This is a genomic window from Streptomyces sp. NPDC087440, assembly GCF_044744005.1.
Taxonomy (GTDB): Bacteria; Actinomycetota; Actinomycetes; order Streptomycetales; family Streptomycetaceae; genus Streptomyces.
Window position 1 is genome coordinate 31137 of record NZ_JBIUXN010000008.1, and the last position, 22761, is coordinate 53897.

Genomic DNA, 22761 nt, shown 5'->3' on the forward strand with positions numbered 1-22761 from the left:
TCCGGGAGCGCGGGAGCGCGCCGGACGTGCCGCGCCGGGCAGCGTGCTGCCGGGCGGCGAGTGCGTCGGGACGGAACCGTATCGTCGTGGCGTCGACAGTAGGGCGCATCGACGTCGAAACGCAACCGTTCCGTCGTGACGTTAGGATGTCCGCCATGACGACCGACCCGAAGGCACCGGACACCGCGACCACGGGCCCCGCGAAGCGGGCGCCGGCCGGGGCGGCGGTGCTGCGCGAGGACGTCACCGAGGCGATTCGCGCCGCCGTCTTCGCCGAACTCGCCGCCGTCGGCTACGCGCGCATGTCCATCGAGGGCATCGCCCGCCGCGCCGGAGTCGGCAAGACGGCCGTCTACCGGCGCTGGAGCTCCAAGCTGCACCTCGTCCTCGACCTCGTGTCCGCCGTCGCGGCACAGGGCCTCCCGGCGCCCGCCACGGGCTCGCTGTACGGCGACGTGCGCGCCCTGATCGAGGTCCTCGCGCACGCGCTGCGCCACCCCGTCGCCTCGCAGGTGATCCCCGACCTGCTGGTCGAGGCCGTCCGCAACCCGGAGATCGCCGAGGCCATCAGGGCCGCCCTGCTCGACCCGCGCCACGGGATCGCCGCCGGACTCGTCCGGGACGCCGTCGCGCGCGGCGACCTGCCCGGGGGGACCGACGTCGACCGGGTCCTGGAGCTGGTGGCCGGGCCGCTGTACTGGCGTCTCGTCGTCGTACGGACCGAACCCCCCGAGGGCTACGACGCCCATATGGATGACCTCGCGGCGGCGGCCGTCGCCGCGCTCACCGCCCGAACGGGCAGGTAGTGCGGGGGAGATGACGAGAATCGCGGGCGGTCGACACGCGCGCGCGGTTGACGGCAACAATGGGGGCGCCGCCATGGTGCGGCATCCTCCATGAGTTGACGTCACAGGGAGAGAACCATGCACCAGTCCGCTTACGACCAGATGGCGCTCTGTGTGAAGGAGTACATGCCCCTGACCAAGCGACACCGCGTCGTCGACCTGGGATCGCGCATCTCACCGGGGCAAAGCCTCACCCACCGCGCCCTGTTGGCGGACCACAAGATCGACTACGTCGGCGTCGACGTCCTCGACGGGCCGAACGTGGACCGGGTCATGACCGACCCGTACCGCATCCCGCTGAAGTCGCGCACCGCCGACATCGTCATCTCCGGCCAGGCCTTCGAGCACATCCCGTTCTTCTGGGCCTCCATCATGGAGATCGGCCGGGTGCTGCGGCCCGGCGGGCACGCCTTCATCACCGCACCCTCGCGCGGCAACGCCCATGACGCACAGGACTGCTGGCGCTACTACCCCGACGGCTTCCGCGCGATGGCCGCCTACTGCGGGCTCGAACTGCGCGAGGCCTTCACCGACTTCCCGCCCATGAAGGGCATCCGGCACGACTACGAGGCCATCGACGCCAAGCACGCCTACTGGGGCGACTCGGTCGGCGTCTTCCGCAAGCCGCGCCGGGCACCCCACCTGCCGTACCGCCTCTCGCGGGCGATCGTGCGCGAGGTGACGATCCGCTGGGCCAACCACATCGGCGGCGTCGACGGCATCCCCGTCCCGGGCGCCCACCCGGACCGCGTGCTGGCCGGACGCCCCAAGCAGGTGCCCGCCCCGGCCGCCGAGCCGGTGCAGTAGCCGCTCCACCCACCGAGCCGGTGCGGTGGCCGCCCGCCCGGTGCGGGCCCGCCGGGCGCCGCCCCGCCCGGCGGTCACCCGGATGCCCGCACGTCGAAGCCCGAGGCCGCCCACCGGACCGTTGCAGGGTGACGGGGACATCGATCCCCTCCGGAGGGCGACCCCGCATGGCCACCGCATCCCCTGCCGGCGCCCCCACGGCGGCCCGTGGCTCACCGCCCGTCGCTCCCCGGCCCGGTCGTCCCCTGCCCGCCCGGGCCACTGTGCGGCGGCTGCCCCCGGCACCGGACCTGGTGCTCGGCGGCATCGTCTGCTTCCTGGTGTGCGTCGCCTGGCGGCTGCCCTGGCTCGGTGACCTGGGGCAGCACGCGGCGGTCCTGGAGCGGCTCACGCAGAACCTCTCCGACCCCGGCAGCCCGCTCGTCGAGCGCCCCGGCGACAGCAGCCCGTACTACACGCCCTACACCGTCCTGGCGGCCCTCCTGGCGCGCTTGACGGGCCTGTCGACGTTCGCGACGCTGAGCGTCTGCGCCACGGTCAACGCCGTCGCCCTGCTCGCCGCACTGCGCCGCTTCGTCAGGACGCTGTCCTCCGGTGCCTGGGCGCCGGTGTTCGCCACCCTGTGCATGCTCTTCCTGTGGGGGACGCACCTGTTCCTGTGGGGCGGACACACCTCCCTGTCGGCGCTGTGCCTGTCCCTGTCGTATCCGAGCACGTTCGCCCTCGCGCTCGGGCTGCACCTGTGGGCGCGCCTCATGCGGGCGACCCGCGGGCGCACCGGGGCGGGGCACTGGGCGGTCACCGGGGTGCTCGTCGCCGTCCTGGTGCTCATTCACCCGGTCATGGCGGTGGGAGCGCTGATCGGCTGCGGCGCGGTGTGCGCCGGTACGGTGCGAGGGCGCGACCGGAGCACCCTCGCACGGGGTGCGGCGGCCGGCGTCGGCGTGCTGCTTCCGCTGCTGCTGTGGCCGTACGGGAACGTCCTGTCGATCCCCGACTCCTCGGCGCTGGACTCCTTCCACATCGCCGCCTACACGTCGATGCCCGAGCGGTACGGGCTGGCGCTGATCGCCGTGCCCGTCCTGCTGCTCCGGCACCGGCGCTCCCGGCGCGACCCCCTGGTGCTGCTGTGCCTGGGCACCGCGGGCGTCGCCGCCGCCGGCTGGTGCACCGGGCACTACACCTGGGGGCGCGTGCTGCCGTACCTGCTGCTCGGACTGCAGTGCGCCGTCGCGGTGGAGGTGTGCGCGCCGTGGCCGCGCGCCCGCGTCGAGAGGATGCGCCGCACCCTGCTCGCCGCGGTGCTCGCCGTGGCGCTGCCGCTCGGCGCACGGGCGCAGGCGGGGGCGCTGCTCTACCTGGTGCCCCCGGAGCTGATGCCCCGGGTGTTCACCGCACACGTGCAGTTCCTGCCGCCGTGGCCGGGGTGGGAGTGGGCGATGCGCCATGTGCGCCCGGGGGACGTGGTGTTGACCAACCACTATGTGGCGTTGCGGATGCTGCCCGGATACGGCGCGTACACGGTGATGCCCGCCTGGCCGCAACCGGAGATCCCCGTCGCGGAAAACGCACGCAGAGCCACCGACATGGCACGCGCACTGAATGGCCGAACTGATGCGCGTCTGCGCCGAAAAGCCGTGTGCAGCGGCGGCGCCGATTGGCTGCTGCTGACCCCGAGCCAGTCAATTCCCCCTGGTCAGGGTTTCTTTACGGTGGCCACAGGTCCAGACAAGTCACGCCTGGTACGGGTCGACCTGAACTGCTGAAGCGCGTCGGCCGGGTGGCCGGATGTTGACGAGATGGAGGCGGACGCCAGCATTTCCGCGTACTGTCCGTGCGCATGGTATGGCGTAACGCCGTGAATGGCGTCCTTCAGCAACTGACCGGCTACCAGCTGCGACGCGTCCCGGTTCCAGGCCAACGTCCCCGACAGGCGGCCCGCCCCGCGGCCGTCGTCCCGGCCCCCGCGCCCAAGCCGAAGCCCAGCCCCAAGCCCAACGTCCTTGAACTGCCCGCCGACTACGACGACGGGGCGAAGGAGATCATCCGTGCGGTGAAGCCGTACTCGATGACCTCTCCCGAGCGGCTCAACGCCTTCATCCTGGCCACCCGGCACATCGTCAAGCACGACATCCCCGGTGCGATCGTGGAGTGCGGCGTGTGGCGCGGCGGCTCCATGCAGGCCTGCGCGAAGACGCTCCTCGCCGAGGGCGTCGACGACCGCGAGCTCTACCTCTTCGACACGTTCGAGGGCATGACACCGCCCACCGAGGAGGACAAGCGGCTCGACGGCAAGTCCGCCGCGCAGCTCCTGGAGGTCTACGGCAAGGACCGGCCGATCTGGGCCGTCGCCTCGCTGGACGACGTCAAGTCGGGCTTCGAGAAGGTTCCTTACCCGGCCGAGCGGCTGCACTACGTGCAGGGCAAGGTCGAGGACACCGTTCCCGACGAGGCCCCGGAGCAGATCTCGATCCTGCGCCTGGACACCGACTGGTACGCCTCGACGAAGCACGAGCTCAAGCACCTGTACTCGCGTCTGGTGAGCGGCGGCGTGCTGCTCATCGACGACTACGGGTACTGGCAGGGCTCGCGGCAGGCCGTCGACGAGTTCCTGGAGGAGACCGGCGAGCAGTTGCTGCTGCTGCGCATGGACGAGGGGCGGATCGCGGTCAAGCCGTAACCGCCCGCACGACGAACGAGGAGGGGCCCGGCGGTTGTCCGCCGGGCCCCTCCTCGTCGTACGTCGTGCGCGGTGCTCAGCGCAGCTCCGCCGGGAGGAGGTCCGCGACGGCCTGCGCGGTGGTCCTGGCGTCCTGCTGGGCGGGCAGTACGGACTCGGGGGCGTCCGGGAGACCGGACCCCGGGAAGGCGCTCTGGGGGGCGCTGCCGGGCGCGGGGGCCGGGGTGCGGTCCTCCAGCGGTACGAAGCGGGGCAGGCCCTCGGTCTGGCCGAGGAAGACGCGGCGCACGACGCGCTCCGCCGCGTGGCCGTCGTCGAACGCGCAGAACCGGGTGCGGAAAGCGGCGCGCAGCTGGGCGGAGCGCGAACCGCGCCAGTGGCCGGTCCGGAAGATGTCGATCAGCTCGTCCTCGGTGCGGGCGATCGCGCCCGGCGGGAACTCGCGGATGTCGAAGTAGGTGCCGCGGGACGCCTCGTAGGCCTCCCAGTCGTCGATGTGCAGGACGATCGGGCGGTCGAGGTTGGCGTAGTCGAACATCAGCGACGAGTAGTCCGTGACCAGGGCGTCCGAGGCCAGACAGAGTGACTCGATCGAGTGATGTTCGCTCACATCGACGATTCGGGCCGAGCTGTGGGAACTCGGCCGGTGCAGCGGACCGTTGGCGAAGTAGTGGGCACGGGTCAGGATCACGTGCCGGGGCCCGAGGGACCGGGCGATGCGTTCGAGGTCGAGCGTCAGGCGCTGGGTCCGCCGGTAGTCGCGGTGCGTCGGAGCGTAGAGGACGGCGGTGGAGCCTTCGGGGATGTTGAGCGAGGCGCGGATGCGGGCGACGTCGTCGGCCGTGGCGCTCTGGAAGACGTCGTTGCGCGGATACCCGTGTTCGAGGGTGGTGTAGGCGGAGGGATAGGCCCTTCCCCAGACGAGGGAGGAGTGGCGGTTGGAGGACAGCAGGTAGTCCCACTTGTCGGTGTTCGCGAGCAGCTTCTCGAAGTCCATGGCCGCGGCGGGGCGGTCCTGGAGGTCGAGGCCCATCGACTTCAGCGGAGTGCCGTGCTGGGTCTGGAGCAGGACCTGGCCGGGGCGCTTGGCGAGGCGGTGGTCGAAGTTGACGTTGTTCACCAGGTACTTGGCGCGGGCCAGCGCACTCCAGTACGCGGCCGAGCCGGGGCGCAGCCGGCGGGTGCCGGTGGGGACGGTGTGGGCGTGCGCGGCGCCGGTGATCCACGCGGTCTTCACCTGCGGGGCCAGCTCGCGGACCTTCGCCTCGACGGCGGCCGGGTTGCAGGAGTAGCCACGGTTCCAGTACGCGGCGAACACGGCCTGGTCCTCGCGTACGGGCAGCCGCAGTTGGACGCGGTAGTGCAGCTGCATGACGGCCGAGCGCACGACGCGCAGCAGGGCGCGGGTGCGGGAGGTGGCGGTGCGGCGGACGGCCTGGGCGAGGGCGAGCAGGCGGTACGTGCGGTGGCTGCCCAGCCGGACCAGTGCCTGCCGGAGCCGAGTGCGGGCCGAGGGTGCGGCGATCCGCGGGGCGGCGGGGGCGCCGGGGCTGCGGAAGGCGGCGGCCGGGGCGCCGACACCGGTTCCCGGGCCCGTGCCGGTGACCAGGCGCAGGGCGGCGGCGTCACCGGCGGCGGTGCCGGGGGTGGTGCGCGCCGCGGTGCGGCGGGGGCGGGGGGCGGTGGAGCCGCTGCTCCCCTTGTCGCCGCTCCCGGTGCCGGCGCTGCCGCTTGCGGTGCTGCCGTGACCCGTGCCGCCGGACTGGGGCGGGACGGCGGCTTCCGTACCGGTACGGGGCGAACCCGCCGGGGCCGTCCGGGGTGCGCCCGTGGCCTGTGCGCCCGTGCCCGGACCCGCGCTGCCGCTGCCGGTGCCGGTGCCGGTGTCGGCAGCGGTCGGCGAGGCGAGTCGCCGGGAGGCGGACGCGGCCGCGCGGCGGGCACTGGCGGTCAGGGTGGCGGCGCGGCGGGCGGCGGGGGTACGCCTGGACGAGCCCGAGCCCGAGCCCGAGCCCGAGCCCGAGCCCGCCCCTGGTCCGGATTCCGCCCCAGCCCCTGCCTGGTCCGCCTCGCTGCCGGAGTCCGCCCCCGCTTTGCCCCCCGGGGTGTGTCCCTGGGCGCCCGCCCGGCGGGCCGCCGCGCTGCGGGCGGCGATGCCGCGCGGGTGGGCCGGGAAGCGGGAGGCGGTGTCCGGGGTGCGGTACTGGCGGCAGTGGGCGCGGGCCCGGCGGAAGAACTCCGCCCGGCTGCCCTTGGGGAGGCGCCCCGGACGCGTGAAGACCGTACCGAAGTGGTCGATCATGCGGCGGTAGATGACCGGCCGCCAGCCCGCCAGCTCCGGGCGGGAGTCGAGGAAGGCGAAGACCCGGTCGTACTGGTCGAACAGGTCGAAGTGCTTGCGGGAGGTGGTGGAGAGGATGTTGCCCTGGCGGCGCTGCCGGTAGTGCACGCACACCTCGTCCAGCGTGGAGATCGAGGCCGCCGACATCAGGACCGGGTAGGTCCAGGGGGTGTCCTCGTAGTAGCCGGAGGGGAAGGTGAAGCCCTCGCGCTCGACGAAGTCCCGCCGGTACGCCTTGTTCCAGGCGACCATCAGGACGCGCAGCAGCCCGGGGCGGTCGGCCAGCGGGAAGGACGCCGGGCCCTCCTCGTGCAACTCGCCGCTGAACTGGTTGCGTTCGACCTCGCCGCTCCAGTACGTACGGGCGTAGTCGAAGACCAGGACGTCGGGGGAGTCCGCCTCCTTGAGGCGGTCGGAGACGGACTGCAGGGCACCGGGGACCAGGGTGTCGTCGCTGTCGAGGAAGATCAGGTAGTCGCCGCGGGCCCGCTCCATGCCGAGGTTGCGGGCGTTGCCGAGGCCACCGTTCTCCGCCAGGTGCAGGGGGCGTACGCGCGGGTCGCGGGCGGCGTACTCGTCGATGAGATCGCCGCACGCGTCCGGCGAGCAGTCGTCCACCGCGATCAGTTCGAAGTCGTCGAAGGACTGGGTCAGCACCGAGTCAAGGCACTCCTCCAGGTATTCCTGGACCTGGTAAGCGGGCACGATCACGCTGAACCGGGGCACGGCACATCCATGGGGTCGACGCGGGCAGGACGGGCCGCGCCCCCGACAAGGCGGGCGGGCCGTATGCCCGGCAACGGGAGGTGCGCGAAGCCGGTTACGCCGGATGCGGCATACGGGGGAAGTTCCCGTGTGCGCCGACACGGAAGAGTGGTTCGCCGAGGTCAAGACGCTGACACAAAAGGGTGGTTCGGCCGGGTCCGGCCGAACCACCCTCCTCGTCACCGCACTTGGCGGAGCGCTACTTCACCGCCCCCGCCATCACGCCCGACACGAACTGCTTCTGGAAAGCGAAGAACACGATCAGCGGGATCACCATCGACACGAAGGCGCCCGGCGCCAGCACGTCGATGTTGTTGCCGAACTGCCGGACCTGCTGCTGGAGCGCCACCGTGATCGGCGGGTTCGTGGCGTCCGCGAAGATCAGCGCGATCAGCATGTCATTCCACACCCACAGGAACTGGAAGATCCCCAGCGAGGCGATCGCCGGTGCGCCCAGCGGCATGACCACCCGCGTGAACAGCCGGATCTCGCCCGCCCCGTCGAGCCGCGCCGCCTCCAGGAGTTCCCGCGGGATCTCCGCGAAGAAGTTCCGCAGCAGGAAGATCGCGAACGGCAGGCCGAAGGCGACGTGGAAGAGGACGACACCGAACGTCGTCTCGAAGATGCCGATCACACCGAACAGCTTGGCCACCGGTACGAGCGCCACCTGCACCGGCACCACCAGCAGCCCCACGACCACCATGAACCACCAGTCGCGGCCCGGGAAGTCCATCCACGCGAACGCGTATCCGGCCAGCGCCCCGATGACCACGACCAGCACCGTCGCCGGGACGGTGATCAGGGCCGTGCTGAGCAGGGAGTTGAGGACGGTGTCGTTCTGCAGGATCGCCGAGTAGTTCTCGAAGGTCAGCTCGGCGGGCTTGGTGAAGACCTGCCACCAGCCGGACGCCGCGATGTCCGCCGGGTCGCGCAGCGAGGAGATCAGCAGCCCGATCGTCGGCATCAGCCAGAACAGCCCGACCAGGACCAGGAAGACCCGCATCACCCCGCCGCCGGCCATGGCCGCGATCCGTGCGGGCAGGGACCGTTTCGCCCTGACGATGTCCGTGTTGACCGTCATCGGCCCTGCTCCTTCCGCATGCGGCGGATGTTGAAGAGCATCACCGGAATCACCAGCAACAGCAGGAACACGGCGATGGCGCTGCCGATGCCCAGATCGGCATCGGTCCCGAAGGACGACTGGTAGAGCTGGAGCGCGAGTACGTTCGCGTCGTCCAGGGAGTCGCCCGGAGCGATGATGAACACCAGGTCGAAGATCTTCAGCACATTGATCATCAGGGTGACGGTGACGACCGCCAGCACGGGTGCCAGCAGCGGCACCGTGATCCGGCGGAACACCTGCCACTCGTTCGCCCCGTCGACCCGGGCCGCCTCCAGCAGTTCACGCGGCAGCCCGGCGAGGCCCGCCGCGATCAGCACCATGGCGAATCCGGCCCACATCCAGACGTAACTGCCGATGATGGCCGGTGTCACCACGCTCGGCCCGAGCCAGTCGACGCCGTTGTACTGCTCGCGGAAATTGCTTGCGGGCAGCCGCAGTTCGGCGCCGTCGGCCTTGGCGGAGAGGGAGAAGGAGCCGTCGGCCGCCGCCTCGGTGGAGTCGACCACCGCGCCGCCCTTCACGGCCTCGATCTTCAGGCCCTTGAGGCCGGACTCCTTGCTGTCGATGACGTTCGGCTTGCCGCCGCCGCCCTTGGTGAAGTCCAGCCACGCCGTCCCGGTGACCCGGTCGGGCGCGGTCGGCGGGGCCTTCGCGAGCTGTACGTCCTTCGGCATCTGGGCCGCCGCGACGCCGATCAGCGGCAGGTTGACCTGCTGCCCGAGCCGTACCGGCTGCTTGGTGATGAACGCACCGCCGCCCGCCGCCTTCAGCGGGTGGACCGGCAGCGGACGCGCCTTGGGGAAGACGGAGGACTCGGCGAACGTGTCGTGCACGCCCACCCAGACCGCGTTGGCGACCCCCTTGTCCGGGTCCTGCTCGTACACCAGCCGGAAGATGATGCCCGAGGCGAGCATCGAGATCGCCATCGGCATGAAGACGATCAGCTTGAACGCCGTTCCCCAGCGCACCCGTTCGGTGAGCACCGCGAAGATCAGGCCCAGCGCGGTGGAGACGGTGGGGGCGAGGACCACCCAGATCAGGTTGTTCTTGATCGCGGTCAGGATGGAGTCGTCGGTGAACAGGGCGACGTAGTTGTCGAAGCCCGCGAAGCCGGTGCCGGCCTTGTCGAAGAAGCTGCGGTAGACGGAGAACCCGATCGGGTAGACCACGAGCGCGCCCAGCAGGATCAGCGCGGGCAGCAGGAAGCTGACCGCGATGACTTTGCGTGTGCCTGTCACGCTCTTGCGTGTGCCGGGCGTCTTGTCAGGGGTGGCGGGGGGCGGCGTCACGCTCGCCGCACCCCCCGCGGTCGCGGAACTCACGGCGTCAGTTCTTGTACGCCGCGGCCGCTTCGGTCTCCAGCTTCGTCTGCGTGCCCGCGATGTCCTTCGGGTTGCGCACGAAGTCCTGGAGGATCTTCCACTCGCCCTTGCCGGGCGTGCCGCCGAACGACTGCGGCGCCTGGTCCGACATGTCGAAGCGGAAGTCGTCGCCCGCGCCGATCAGCGCCTTGGCGATGTTGCGCAGCGTGTCGTTGGGGTACGCCGACAGGTCCACGGACTTGTTCGGCGAGATGAAGCCGCCCGCGCCCGCCGAGATCTTCGCGGAATCCGTGGACGCCAGGAAGGTCATCAAGGCCTTGGCCGCCTTGGTGTCCTTCAGCGCCACCGCGACGTCGCCGCCGGTCACCACCGGGGACTTGTCGCCGACCGCCGGGAACGGGAACACCTTGGCGTCCGTGCCCAGTTTCGCCTTCGCCTGCGCGATGTTGACGGCCACGAAGTCGCCCTCGAAGACCATGGCGCCCTTGGGCGTCGCACCGGCGAAGGTGTTCTCCACGGACTTCGGGAAGGCCGTGCCGACCGCTCCCTTCGCCCCGCCGACCAGGTAGTTCTCCTTGCCGAAGAGCTGCGCCATGGTGGTCAGCGCGTCCTTCACGGACGGGTCGGTCCACTTGATCTCGTGCTTGGCGAGCTGGTCGTACTTCTCCGGGCCCGCCTGCGAGAGGTAGATGTTCTCGAACCAGTCGGTGAGCGTCCAGCCGTCCGAGCCGCCCACCGAGACCGGCACGACACCCGACTGGGAGATCGTCTCGGCCGTCGCCAGGAAGTCCTTCCAGGTCTTGGGCTCACTCGCCCCGGCGTCCTCGAAGGCCTTGGTGTTGTACCAGACCAGGGACTTGTTCGCGGCCTTGTAGTACACCCCGTACTGGGTGCCGTCGACGGCCGCGATGTCCTTCCAGCCCTTGGAGTAGTTCTTGTCCAACTGGGCCTGGGTGTCGGCGTCGAGGGGCTTGAGCCACTTGTTCGCGACGGCCTGCTTGAGCGCGCCCGGCTGCTGGAGCAGCGCGACGTCCGGGGGAGTGCCGCCGGAGATCTTGGAGCCGAGGTAGGTGAGCATCGCGTCCTGGGTCGGCACGTAGCTGACCGTCGCCCCGGTGCGCTTCTCGAACTCCTTGAGGACCTTCTTGAAGTTCTCGCCCTCGGGGCCCGTCCACACGGCGATGACCTGGAGCTTCTGGCCCTTCAGGTCGGGGAGCTTCAGGGCGTCGGCGGGCGGTTGCTGGGCGCCCGTGCTGCCGCCCGATTCCTTCGGGTTCTTGGTGCCGCCGCCGCAGCCGGTGAGGGCGAGCGCGCCCGCCGCCGCTGCGACTATCAGCATCCGCCGGGCCTGCCTGCCGTGCGGGCCTGTGAAAGTGCCTCGCTGTTTCTGCTGGTGAAGAGTTGTGCGCATTACTGCCCCGTCTCTCCTGTGCACCTACGAATCGGCCGAGCGCCGCCCTTTGCCGTCCCGTGAACTTCGCTTCCGTGGGTCAGTCCTACGCCCGGTGGTGATGGCCCGCAATAGTGCCTTCGGTGTCAACTCGGCTTTCGTTGCGGCCTCGTGACGTGCGATTCGCCTGCGGTGGCGGGTGTGCGGAGGAGGGGCTGCAGAGGTACGGAAGCGGGCCTCGGGCATGCAAAAGGTGCTCGGCGCTCGCTCGGCGCATGCCCCAAGATCCTCGGCGTATGCCGGGCGGGGGCGAGGCCGGTGCGGGGCTGAGGCGGGGCAGGGCAGGCGGGCGGGCCCGCCGGAAGCTCCGCACGTGCCGGAAGACGCCCGGAGTGTCCCTACCGGGCGTCCCGCCCCCCGCTCACCTGGCCTCCTGCGGGGCGGCGAGCGGCGGCAGCGACTCCGCGTTGACCGTACGGGCGGCCCGCTCCAGCGCACTGGCCAGCAGCGCCAGGTCGGTCGGCCCGTTGCCCAGCTCGCGCACCGGGCGGCGGGTTGGCGGGTCGCCCATCCGCTCCCACTCCAGCGGCACCACGGTCGGCCGCTGCGTCGCCGTACGCGGAATGCGGCCGGTGACCCGGCCGCCCTGGAACGGCGTCACCGAACCGTCCGGGTGCAGCAGTCGACCCCGCCCCGGTGCGGGCTCCTCGGGGGCGGGCGCGGCGGGCGGCGGATCCAGCACCACCCGCAACAGCCGTTCTCCCCTTGCCAGTTCGGTGTCCGCCGTACGGTCCGGGCGTGCCGAGGCGGCCACCAGGTGCACCCCGAGCCGCTCCCCGTGCCGGGCGACCGACTCCAGTGCCCGGACGACCGAACCCGCCGACGGCCGCCCCGTACTCCCCAGCGCGGGTGCGACCAGGGCGTCGAAGTCGTCGACCAGCACCACCAGTCGGGGCAGCGCGGAAGGCCCGCCGCCCGCCTGCGCCTGCCGCTCCCGCTCCCGCTCCCGCACGCCGGCGGGCCGCAGGCGCAGCGTCCCGGTGCTCGGAGCCTCTATGTCGCCGGAACCGGCACCGGTACCGACACCGGCAGCCGACACACCACCGACAGCTGACCCAGCACCAGCACCGGTGCCAGAAACAGCACCAGCACCGGTGCGCTGCGCCCCGATGTATGGCTCCTGTTGCGCGTGCGCCGGTAGGTGCGTCTCCGCCGCCCCCTGCGAGCGCGCCGCCGGGACCGACGGCACGGCGGAGGCCGCGGAGGCCGCCTGCTCCGGTGCCCGCCCCGCGTGCCAGTCCGCGAAGTCCAGCCCGCCGAGCAGCTCGTCACGGCGTTTCAGCTCGGCCCCCAGCGCCTGCGCGAACTCCCGCATCCGTACCGGATCGGAGGCCACCAAGTGCGTCGACACGTGCGGCAGTTCGGTGCAGACCCGCAGCCCCTCGCCGCGCTCGCCGCCCGCCCCGTCGACCAGGATCAGCCCGAGCCGGTCCGGCCGGGCCGCCGCCGCCAGGGAGGCCGCCGCCGAACGCAGCAGCTCCGTACGACCGCTGCCCGCCGGGCCCTCGACCAGCAGATGCGGCCCGTCCAGCGCCAGGTCCACGCAGACCGGCCCGCGCGGGCCCGCGCCCAGCACCGCCCACGCCCGGGTCGCCCCGGGAGCCTGCTCGTCGTCGGCGGCCGCCGCCCACCGTGCCATCAGGGAGGCGGGAGTCGCCCGGGCCAGGCCCAGTTCGTCCAGCAGCCGGGAGACCGGCGGCAGTGTCGCCGCCGACAGCCGTCCCGTGCCGCGCCCCTGGCCCGGCACCCCGGTGGAGCCCAGGTCCGCGGCGTCCGTGCGCAACGGGGCCAGCGCCCGTGCGAAGCGCTCCGCCCAGGCCGCCGACACCGCGTCCACCGTGCCCAGCGTCCCGTGCCCGGCGCTGCGGCCGCCCGCCGTGCGCAACACCCGTACCGCTGTGGCCACATCACCGCTCAGCAGCGCCACCGCACCGCACTCGCGGAACGCGGGCGCACTCGCGCAGGCCGCGTCGTACGTCGCCTCCACGGGCGACAGCGGGGACGCGGCCGGGGTCTCGGCCAGGCACAGCACGTGGATGCCGTGCCCCGCACCGTGCGCCGCGAGCCGGGCGGCCGCCTCGCGCAGCCCCGCCGAACCCGGGTCGCCGTCCACGATCACCACCGTGCGCGGCGCGTCCGCCTCCGGTGCGCCCTCCTCCGTGCGCCGCACCAACTCGGCCACCCGGGCGGCCGCCTGGTCACGGTCGTACGCGAGCAGCAGCCGGCAGTCCTGCCCGTGTGCCGGGCGCAGATGCGGCAGCCAGCCCAGCCAGCCCCACTCGCGGGCCCGCTCCTCGGCGGGCCGCGTACGGTCCGCGCTGATCAGCACGATCTCCAGGTCGGTGGGGGAGTGCAGCGCGGCGAGCTGCGCCACCACGGAACGCGCCAGCCCGGAGAGCCGCGCGCGCGGCCCCGCGAGCCCCAGCGAACCCGCCTCCCTGAGCCCCACCGTCACCGGCACCGACGGCAGCAGCCCCGCGCCGTCGGGCGCGGACCGGTCGGCGGTGCCCAGGCGCAGCACCAGCGACTCGGGGTGCGCGGGGCCGCGCTCCCACAGCCGGGGGCCCGGCTGGAGCGCGGTCAGCAGCAGCGTCGCCGCGTCCGGCCAGGGGTCGGGGACGGCGGCGGCAGTGACGGGCGCGGGCTGCGCGGGGGCGGCGGCCCGGGGCGCGGGGGCCTGCCGGGCGGGCGGCTCGCCCGCGTAGTCGTGCGTCGCCTCGCCCCGGCCCCCGGCCAGGCGGCGTGCCCAACTCCCTATGCCGCCGCGCTTCCTGGGCTCTTCCCTGACCGGCTCGGACGCCGTACGGGAGTCGCCGCCGCTCTCGACCACCCGCCCCGCGCCGTGCGTCCGGTCGGCCGTCCCGGCGAAGGGGCCCTGGCCCTGGTGGGCGGCAGGGGGCCGCAGCGGCGTGCCGTGGTGGGTGTCGCCGCCGTGCCCCGAGGGGGTGTCGGTTTCACGGTCGTACGGTTCCGGACTCGGCGCGCTCCCACCGTGCCCGTACGAGCCCTGCGCGGGCACCGTGCCGTGCGGCGGGGCGCTGTCGGCCGGGGGCCGCCCGCTCACCCGGTGATGGGACGCGCTCCCCCCGTACCGCCCCGGAGCCGGGACACCGGCGACGGTGGTGGGCGGGGTGCGCGGCACCCGCAGATGCCCCTCGCCGTCCGGTGCGGTGGGCAGGGCCGCGCCGTGCGCGCCCGGCGGGGCCAGCCGCAGGGCGGACTCGCCGACCCGCAGCAGCGCGCCCGGGGCCAGGCGCACCTCCCGGCGGCCGACCTCGCGGCCGTCCAGCGAGGTGCCGTTCGTCGAGCCGAGGTCGGCGACGGTGACCCGGCCGTCCTCGGCGAGGGTGACCGTGCAGTGCAGCCGGGACACGTCCGGGTCGTCCAGCGGCACATCGGCGTCGGTGGAGCGGCCGATCCGGATCTGACCGCCGTGCAGCAGATGCACGCCGCCCGCGTCGGGGCCCGCCACCACCTGGAGCTGGGTGAGGTCGGAGAGCTCGGGGGCGTCCTCGTCGGCCGGGGCCTGGAGGGACAGCACCGCCCCGTCCACCAGCGGGGGCTCGCCCAGCGCGCACCGCTGGGCGTCCAGGCGCTCGCGCCCGGCGTACACCACCACCGCGCCCGTCGTCTCCGGGCCGCCCGGTCCCTGCACGGCGGCCGCGAGCCCGGAGGCGACGGCGGCCAGCGCGGTCCCGGCGGGGGCGGTGACGAGCACGTCGCAGACCGCCGGGGCGGCTGCCGCCACCGGAGCTCCGGGCGCGGCGGCACCCTGCGTGGCGGCTCTGCTCTGGCCGCTGCGCGGCGCGAGGACGGTCAGCCGGATCTGCATCGCGTCAGCGGTCCCTTCTGCGCGAGGCGCCGTCGAAGGGCCGGTGCGGGGCCGCGCAATCCGCCGCCCCCGCGAGGTCCCCCCACCCGGCGCGGACGCGTCGTCCGGTACAGGTCGGCACCCACCGAGGGGTGTTGAGGGCTTCGTGCGCCCTCGCGTACCCCAGAGGTCTGTGCTGATGGCATCCTCGCACCTGCCACTGACAACCCGCCCGCCGCCCGCCACCAAGTGATCTTGAATGGTCGGCTGTGGACGCAAAAGAACCTGTATGAGGCACGCTCGGACAGTGCACGGGGAGCGTCGCCGACGGTTGCGGGGCCGCCCGCCGAACGGCAGTGACGCACCCCGCACGGACGTACGGCAACCATCGGCGCGGTGGTCGCGTCTTTCCGGGGAACACATGTGCGCAGGGACTTTTGTCCCCTGCCCCCGGGACGTCTCCGGGACGCGACGCACGTTCGGCCGGTGCCCCGTTCGGCGGCACTACAGTTGGGCAACCAGAAAAGCGGAAGGCCGGGCGGCCGGAACACCGGCGGCCCGCACACGAACCACGATCAGGGTCAGTCACCGACCAGCAGGGAGTGCATGACGTGCGGCCGGTAGGCAGTAAGTACCTGCTTGAGCAGCCGCTCGGGCGCGGAGCCACGGGCACCGTCTGGCGCGCCCGCCAGCGGGAGACGGCGGGCGCCGAGGCGGCCGTCGCGGGCCAGCCCGGCGAGACCGTCGCGATCAAGGTCCTCAAGGAGGAGCTCGCGAACGACGCGGACGTGGTGATGCGCTTCCTGCGCGAACGCTCCGTGCTCCTGCGGCTCACCCACCCCAACATCGTGCGCACCCGCGACCTGGTCGTCGAGGGCGACCTCCTCGCCCTGGTCATGGACCTGATCGACGGCCCCGACCTGCACCGCTACCTCCGCGACAACGGTCCGCTCACCCCCGTCGCCGCCTCCCTGCTCACCGCGCAGATCGCCGACGCGCTCGCGGCCAGCCACGCGGACGGCGTCGTGCACCGCGACCTGAAGCCCGCGAACGTACTCCTGGACGAGCGCGACGGTGCGATGCACCCGATGCTCACCGACTTCGGCATCGCCCGCCTCGCCGACTCCCCGGGCCTCACCCGCACCCACGAGTTCGTCGGCACCCCCGCCTACGTGGCACCGGAGTCCGCCGAGGGCCGCCCGCAGACCTCCGCCGTCGACATCTACGGCGCGGGCATCCTGCTGTACGAACTGGTCACCGGCAGGCCCCCGTTCGCGGGCGGCACCGCCCTGGAAGTGCTGCACCGGCACCTGAGCGAGGAGCCGCGCCGCCCCACCACCGTCCCCGAACCCCTGTGGACGGTCATCGAGCGCTGCCTGCGCAAGGAGCCCGACCAGCGCCCCAGCGCCGAGAACCTGGCCCGCGCCCTGCGCGTCGTGGCCTCCGGCATCGGAGTGCACTCCAGCTCCGCGCAGGTCGAGGCGGCCATGGGCGTCGGTGCGCTGCTCGCACCGGACCCGGCGCCGGCGCCCGTTCCCGACACCGGCGCCGGTGCTGGTTTTCCCGGTGACGCGGACCCGACGCAGGTGCTGCCGAGCAACGCCGGATCGTACGACCCCCATGGCGCGACCAGCGTGCTGCCCTCGACGGGCACCCCCGGCGGCCCGCGCGGCGCCGCCGACCCCACGGCCGTCATGCCGCCGGTGCCGCCGCGCCCCGAGGGCGCCCCCGCCGGTGCCGGACCCGAGGACCCGCACCCCTGGCAGAACCAGCTGCGCGCCGCCCGCGACCGCAACGAGCAGACGCAGGTGCAGTACCTGGACCCGAGCCAGGACCCGCTGCGCCGCCGCCCCCAGCGGCAGCCGCAGCGCGGCCAGCAGGGCCAGGGCCAGCCGCAGCGCGGCCAGCAGGGCCAGGGGCAGGGGCAGGGGCAGCAGGGTCAGTACGGCCAGCAGGGTCAGTACGGCCGGCAGAACCAGGGCGGTTACGGCTACCCGCAGCAGCAGCCCCAGCGCCAGCAGCAGCGCCCGCCGCAGCAGAACTACGCACCCCAGCGCCAGCAGCCCCAGGCGCCGCCCCCGCAGCAGCAGCGGTACGCGCCGCAGCCGCAGCAGCCCCAGGCCCCCACGCCGCCCGTCCCGCGCGAGCCGCGTCCGCCGAGGGAGCCGCGCCGTCGCAGCGCCAACCCGATGCGCATCCCGGGCCTGGGCTGTCTCAAGGGCTGCCTGTTCACGATCGTCCTGCTGTTCGTCGCGGCCTGGCTGATCTGGGAGCTGACCCCGCTCCAGGAGTGGATCGGCACCACGAAGGGCTTCTTCGCGCAGATCGGCGACTGGTGGGACAGCGCCGTGAAGTTCTTCGACGACCTGGGTGGCTCCAAGTAGAAGCTGGGCGGCTCCCCGCAGGAGGAGTCCCCGCACAGAGCGGTCACGGAGGAGACATGTCGACTTCCGGGGGTGGATTTTGTTCCCGGAAGTACGGAATGACGCCGTACAGGGGCCATCCTGTGCACTCAACGCCTCGTCGGCGGCGTACTTTGAGGGCCGACGCCAGCCGCTGAGGGAGCAGTCTTGGCACGGAAAATCGGCAGCCGGTACACCGCCCACCAGATTCTCGGGCGAGGCAGCGCGGGCACGGTGTGGCTCGGCGAGGGACCCGAGGGTCCCGTCGCCGTCAAGATGCTGCGCGAGGACCTCGCCTCCGACCAGGAGCTGGTCGGGCGCTTCGTCCAGGAGCGCACGGCCCTGCTCAAGCTGGACCACCCCAACGTGGTCTCCGTGCGCGACCTCGTCGTCGACGGCAACGACCTCGCCCTCGTGATGGACCTCGTCCGGGGAACGGACCTGCGCACCCGCCTGGACCGCGAACGCAGGCTCGCCCCCGAGGCGGCCGTCGCCATCGCCATCGACATCGCGGACGGCCTGGCCGCAGCGCACGCCGCCCAGATCGTGCACCGCGACGTCAAGCCGGAGAACGTACTCCTGGACATGCAGGGCCCGCTCGGCCCCGGCGGCGCGCACCCCGCGCTCCTCACCGACTTCGGCGTCGCCAAGCTCATCGACACCCCGCGCCGCACCAAGGCCACGAAGATCATCGGCACGCCTGACTACCTGGCCCCCGAGATCGTCGAGGGCCTGCCGCCGCGCGCCGCTGTCGACATCTACGCGCTGGCCACCGTCCTGTACGAGCTCCTCGCGGGCTTCACGCCCTTCGGCGGCGGCCACCCCGGCGCCGTGCTGCGCCGCCACGTCACCGAGACGGTGGTCCCCCTCCCGGGCATCCCGGAGGAGCTGTGGCAGCTGATAGTGCAGTGCCTCGCCAAGGCCCCCGCCTCCCGGCTGCGCGCCTCCGAACTGGCCGCCGGCCTGCGCGAACAGCTGCCCTCGCTCGCCGGAATGCCGCCCCTGGACGTCGACGAACCGGAGTCGGAGGCCGCCGTCCCGACGGTCTCCATGACGTACGAGGACGAGCCCACCGGCACGGAACCGGTGCAGCGCAAGGGAGCCGTGCCCCTGGTCCCCGGCGGGTCCCTGGACTCCTCCAACCGCGACACCCACACCTCCATGCGGGTGCCCGCCCCGGACGAGCTGGCGGGCGGGCCGCTGGGCACCGCCCGGGTGCCCCGCACCCCCGGCGACCGGCGACCCGGCTCCGCCCGGCACCGCTCCGAGGTGCGCCGTCGCCGCCTCATCATGACGACGGCGGGCGTCGCCCTGCTCGCGGCCCTCGGCGTGGGCGGCTGGCTCGCGGCCACCTCCTCCGACGAGGACCCCGCGCAGCCCCCCACCCACTCCTCCCCGGCCCAGCCCTGACCGTCCGCGAGAAGGCCCCCGGGAGGGACCCGGGGCCGGGGTCTGCGGGTACCGGTTAGGCTGGTGCACGTGGCAGTCGTCGATGTATCCGAAGAGCTGAAGTCCCTCTCCTCGACCATGGGGTCGATCGAGGCCGTCCTGGACCTCGAAAAGATGAGGGCCGACATCGCCGTGCTCGAAGAGCAGGCCGCGGCGCCGTCCCTGTGGGACGACCCCGACGCCGCTCAGAAGATCACGAGCAAGCTCTCGCACCTCCAGGCCGAGCTCCGCAAGACCGAGGCCCTGCGCGGCCGCATCGACGACGTCGGTGTCATGTTCGAGCTCGCCGCCGACGAGGACGACGCGGACGCCCTCGCCGAGGCCGAGACCGAGCTGGTCTCCGTACGCAAGGCGCTCGACGAGATGGAGGTCCGCACGCTCCTCTCCGGCGAGTACGACGAGCGCGAGGCCCTCGTCAACATCCGCGCCGAGGCCGGCGGCGTCGACGCCTCCGACTTCGCCGAGCGCCTCCAGCGCATGTACCTGCGCTGGGCCGAGCGGCACAACTACTCCACCGAGGTCTACGAGACCTCGTTCGCGGAGGAGGCGGGCATCAAGTCCACCACCTTCGTCGTGAAGGCCCCGTACGCGTACGGCACGCTCTCCGTCGAGCAGGGCACGCACCGCCTGGTGCGCATCTCCCCGTTCGACAACCAGGGACGCCGCCAGACCTCCTTCGCGGGCGTCGAGGTCCTCCCGGTCGTCGAGAAGACCGACCACGTCGAGATCGACGAGTCCGAGCTGCGCGTGGACGTGTACCGCGCGTCCGGCCCCGGCGGCCAGGGCGTCAACACCACCGACTCGGCGGTGCGCCTCACGCACATCCCGACCGGCATCGTCGTCTCCTGCCAGAACGAGCGCTCCCAGATCCAGAACAAGGCGAGCGCCATGAACGTCCTCCAGGCGAAGCTCCTGGAGCGACGCCGCCAGGAGGAACAGGCGGCCATGGACGCCCTCAAGGGCGACGGCGGCAACTCCTGGGGCAACCAGATGCGTTCGTACGTCCTGCACCCCTACCAGATGGTCAAGGACCTCCGTACGGAGTTCGAGGTCGGCAACCCGCAGTCCGTCCTCGACGGCGAGATCGACGGCTTCCTGGAGGCCGGTATCCGCTGGCGCAAGCAGCAGGAGAAGTAAGCAGCAGCGTTACGCCGACGAAGGCGCCGGGCCCGGAAGGGGACCGGCGCCTTCGTGCGTTGCGCAAGCGGTCGCCGTACCTGTCACGGCCCGCTATGTCACAGCCCTGTGTGCATCTCCCGGGCAAGTGATCGTATAACCGGGCATCACGCCCTGAACGTTCTTGACGGGCTTCTCGCGGCTGGGGGAGTGTAGCGGGCAGCATGCGTATGTCTGGGGCGGGTGTGAACGGGGGCCAGCGGACGGCCTCTTGAGAGGCGGTCCCGTGAACTGACATCCCCGCCAAGGCCGTTGCCCCTGCATAGCTGCGCCAACGACTCGATCCACAAGAGCTCGCCAGCTACTGGGGGTAGCAACCAGATGACCAACAAGATGCGGGTCCGTGTCGCGCGGATAGCCGCCAGCGCGGTGGTCGCCGCCGGAGCCTCGCTGACCGTCGCGGGTGTCGCACAGGCCGCCGGTTCCGGAGACGGGGCCAAGGAGAAGGTCGGCGTCCAGCTCGAAGCCGGCCCGGTCAAGCTCGACGCCGGTGTGGACGCGGCCGACGGCGGCGCCGACACCGGCGGCGCCGACACCGGCGGCGCCAACACGGGCGGGGCCAACACCGGCGGCGCCAATCAGGGCACCACCACTGAGGGCACCACTGGCGCCAATCAGGGCACCACCACCGAGGGCACCACTGGCGCCAACCAGGGTGCCAGCGGCGCCGACAACGGCGGCAACGGCGACCCGACCACCAACGGCGGGAACGCCGCAGGCGACCCCACGACCAACGGCGGGAACGCCGCAGGCAGCCCCACGACCAACGGTGGGAACGCGGCCGGTGCCCCGACCACCAACGGTGGCAACGCCGCGGGCAGCCCCACGACCACCGGCGGCAACGCCGCGGGCGACCCGACCACCAACGGCGGGAACGCCGCGGGCGCCCCCACGACCAGCGGTGGCAACGCCGCGGGCGCCCCCACGACCAGCGGTGGCAACGCGGCCGGTGCCCCGACCACCAACGGCGGCAACGCCTCCGGCGACACCACCACGGGCGGCAAGCCCTCCGGCGGCGCCACCACCGGTGGCGAGGACCCGACCAAGCCGCCCACCGACCCGACCACCGGCGGCACCACCCCGACGACCGGCGGAACGAGCACCGGCACCGCCGCCGGCACGGGCACCGGCACCGGTGACAACACCGACGTCGACTCCGTCGCCAACCGTCCGGTCGAGCAGGCCAAGCCCAAGGACGAGCTGGCCGCCACCGGCGCCGGTGACACCACGCTCCTCATGGTCGGCGCCGCCACGATGATCGCCGGCGGCATCGCCTTCCGCTTCCTGCCCCGCCTGGGCGGACGCGGCACCACCGCAGCCTGACCCCCGGGCCGCACACCACGGCCGCACGCGGGGACGCGGGTACGCACACGAGAGGGGCCCGGGGCGCACACAGCACCCCGGGCCCCTCCTCGTACGTACGAGCCCTTACGCGGCCTGGTGGGCCAGCAGGGCCATCGCCGCGACCAGCACCACCAGCAGCGCCACCAGCGTCGCCGGATTCAGCTGGGCGAACGGGCCCTCCCGCTGCTCCAGGCGCTGCCTGCTCGCCCGACAGGTCGGGCAGCGGCCCTCGGCCACCGGTCCCGCGCAGTTCGCGCACACCAACCGGTCATAGGTCATGCGCTGTCCTCCTCCGGTCACCGGCCGCACACTCCGCACTGCCTGGATGCACATCCCGAATACTTCGCGTTCTCTCCCCATAACGCCCGGGGAAACGCATCCGTTCCCCTCCACTGTGCCAGCCGCTCGCCCGACGTGCGCGGCCCGGGCGCAAAGGGCCGCACCGCAAAACGGAGCAAACCCCTCATCACGGGGAAGCAGCCTGCACGGTCGGGGCCGGGTCGCGTATGGTCACGCACACCTACTACCGGCGACCGTGGTGCACCTGTGATCCGATTCGACAACGTGTCCAAGTCCTACCCGAAGCAGAACCGGCCCGCCCTGCGGGACGTCTCCCTGGAGGTCGAGAAGGGCGAGTTCGTCTTCCTGGTCGGTTCCTCCGGCTCCGGAAAGTCCACCTTCCTGCGGCTGCTGCTGCGCGAGGAGCGCGCCAGCCAGGGGCAGGTGCACGTGCTGGGCAAGGACCTCGCGCGCCTGTCCAACTGGAAGGTCCCCCAGATGCGGCGCCAGCTCGGCACCGTCTTCCAGGACTTCCGCCTGCTGCCCAACAAGACGGTGGCCGAGAACGTCGCCTTCGCGCAGGAGGTCATCGGCAAGCCGCGCGGCGAGATCCGCAAGGCCGTCCCCCAGGTGCTCGACCTGGTCGGCCTCGGCGGCAAGGAGGACCGGATGCCCGGCGAGCTCTCCGGCGGTGAGCAGCAGCGCGTGGCCATCGCGCGGGCCTTCGTCAACCGCCCCATGCTGCTGATCGCGGACGAGCCGACCGGCAACCTCGACCCGCAGACCTCCGTCGGCATCATGAAGCTGCTGGACCGCATCAACCGCACCGGCACCACTGTGGTGATGGCGACCCACGACCAGCAGATCGTCGACCAGATGCGCAAGCGCGTCATCGAACTCGAGAAGGGCCGTCTCGTACGCGACCAGTCTCGCGGCGTCTACGGCTACCAGCACTGAAAGGACGCCG

General features: G+C 72.6%; 15 protein-coding genes. 9 read left to right on the forward strand and 6 right to left on the reverse strand.

Annotated elements, in window-relative coordinates; translation table 11 throughout:
• Positions 1–155 precede the first annotated feature (155 nt).
• The 4 genes from ACIO3O_RS17910 (at position 156) to ACIO3O_RS17925 (ending at position 4332) form a co-directional block, all read left to right on the forward strand.
• Entirely contained in the window at positions 156–806 is a 651-nt protein-coding gene (locus ACIO3O_RS17910; RefSeq protein ID WP_401746602.1) for a TetR/AcrR family transcriptional regulator, read from the forward strand.
• A gap of 117 nt (positions 807–923) precedes the next feature.
• The gene (locus ACIO3O_RS17915; RefSeq protein ID WP_401746605.1) at positions 924–1652 is read left to right on the forward strand and encodes a methyltransferase domain-containing protein; all 729 of its coding nucleotides are present in this window, start codon (positions 924–926) and stop codon (positions 1650–1652) included.
• A gap of 167 nt (positions 1653–1819) precedes the next feature.
• Positions 1820–3418 (forward strand): hypothetical protein, encoded by a 1599-nt coding sequence (locus ACIO3O_RS17920; protein ID WP_401746607.1) that lies wholly within the window; start codon positions 1820–1822, stop codon positions 3416–3418.
• Between the two features lie 74 nt (positions 3419–3492).
• On the forward strand, positions 3493–4332 hold the full coding sequence (locus ACIO3O_RS17925; protein WP_401746609.1) for a TylF/MycF/NovP-related O-methyltransferase: 840 nt from the start codon (positions 3493–3495) through the stop codon (positions 4330–4332).
• A 76-nt stretch (positions 4333–4408) separates the two neighbouring features.
• On the opposite strand, the gene ACIO3O_RS17930 is transcribed toward ACIO3O_RS17925, so the two are convergent.
• From ACIO3O_RS17930 to ACIO3O_RS17950, 5 genes are all read right to left on the reverse strand, one after another.
• Entirely contained in the window at positions 4409–7399 is a 2991-nt protein-coding gene (locus tag ACIO3O_RS17930; RefSeq protein WP_401746612.1) for a CDP-glycerol glycerophosphotransferase family protein, read from the reverse strand.
• Positions 7400–7637: 238 nt separating this feature from the next.
• Entirely contained in the window at positions 7638–8519 is an 882-nt protein-coding gene (locus ACIO3O_RS17935) for a carbohydrate ABC transporter permease (protein ID WP_401746614.1), read from the reverse strand.
• Positions 8516–9883, reverse strand: a complete 1368-nt coding sequence (locus ACIO3O_RS17940; protein WP_401746616.1) for a carbohydrate ABC transporter permease — start codon at positions 9881–9883, stop codon at positions 8516–8518. Before ACIO3O_RS17940 ends, ACIO3O_RS17935 begins: the two co-directional genes overlap by 4 nt.
• A gap of 4 nt (positions 9884–9887) precedes the next feature.
• Positions 9888–11222 (reverse strand): ABC transporter substrate-binding protein, encoded by a 1335-nt coding sequence (locus ACIO3O_RS17945; protein ID WP_401746619.1) that lies wholly within the window; start codon positions 11220–11222, stop codon positions 9888–9890.
• Positions 11223–11694: 472 nt separating this feature from the next.
• On the reverse strand, positions 11695–15165 hold the full coding sequence (locus ACIO3O_RS17950) for an FHA domain-containing protein (protein ID WP_401746622.1): 3471 nt from the start codon (positions 15163–15165) through the stop codon (positions 11695–11697).
• Between the two features lie 590 nt (positions 15166–15755).
• On the opposite strand from ACIO3O_RS17950, the gene ACIO3O_RS17955 reads away from it, so the two are divergent.
• The 4 genes from ACIO3O_RS17955 to ACIO3O_RS17970 all read left to right on the forward strand — a co-directional run bounded on the left by ACIO3O_RS17955 (position 15756) and on the right by ACIO3O_RS17970 (position 21494).
• Complete coding sequence (locus tag ACIO3O_RS17955; RefSeq protein WP_401746625.1) at positions 15756–17528, forward strand: protein kinase; 1773 nt, start codon at positions 15756–15758, stop codon at positions 17526–17528.
• A 186-nt stretch (positions 17529–17714) separates the two neighbouring features.
• Complete coding sequence (locus ACIO3O_RS17960) at positions 17715–18956, forward strand: serine/threonine-protein kinase (RefSeq protein ID WP_401746627.1); 1242 nt, start codon at positions 17715–17717, stop codon at positions 18954–18956.
• A 69-nt stretch (positions 18957–19025) separates the two neighbouring features.
• A complete protein-coding gene (gene prfB / locus ACIO3O_RS17965) occupies positions 19026–20132 on the forward strand; it encodes a peptide chain release factor 2 (protein WP_401746629.1) in 1107 nt (368 codons plus the stop codon).
• A 360-nt stretch (positions 20133–20492) separates the two neighbouring features.
• Positions 20493–21494: a hypothetical protein gene (locus tag ACIO3O_RS17970; protein WP_401746632.1), complete on the forward strand. Its 1002-nt coding sequence runs from the start codon at positions 20493–20495 to the stop codon at positions 21492–21494.
• Positions 21495–21599: 105 nt separating this feature from the next.
• Here ACIO3O_RS17970 and ACIO3O_RS17975 read toward each other — a convergent pair whose 3' ends face one another.
• A complete protein-coding gene (locus tag ACIO3O_RS17975) occupies positions 21600–21794 on the reverse strand; it encodes a hypothetical protein (protein WP_189823940.1) in 195 nt (64 codons plus the stop codon).
• A gap of 267 nt (positions 21795–22061) precedes the next feature.
• Between ACIO3O_RS17975 and ftsE the strand changes: the two genes are divergently transcribed.
• Positions 22062–22751, forward strand: a complete 690-nt coding sequence (gene ftsE / locus ACIO3O_RS17980; protein ID WP_189823941.1) for a cell division ATP-binding protein FtsE — start codon at positions 22062–22064, stop codon at positions 22749–22751.
• Positions 22752–22761: the final 10 nt, after the last annotated feature.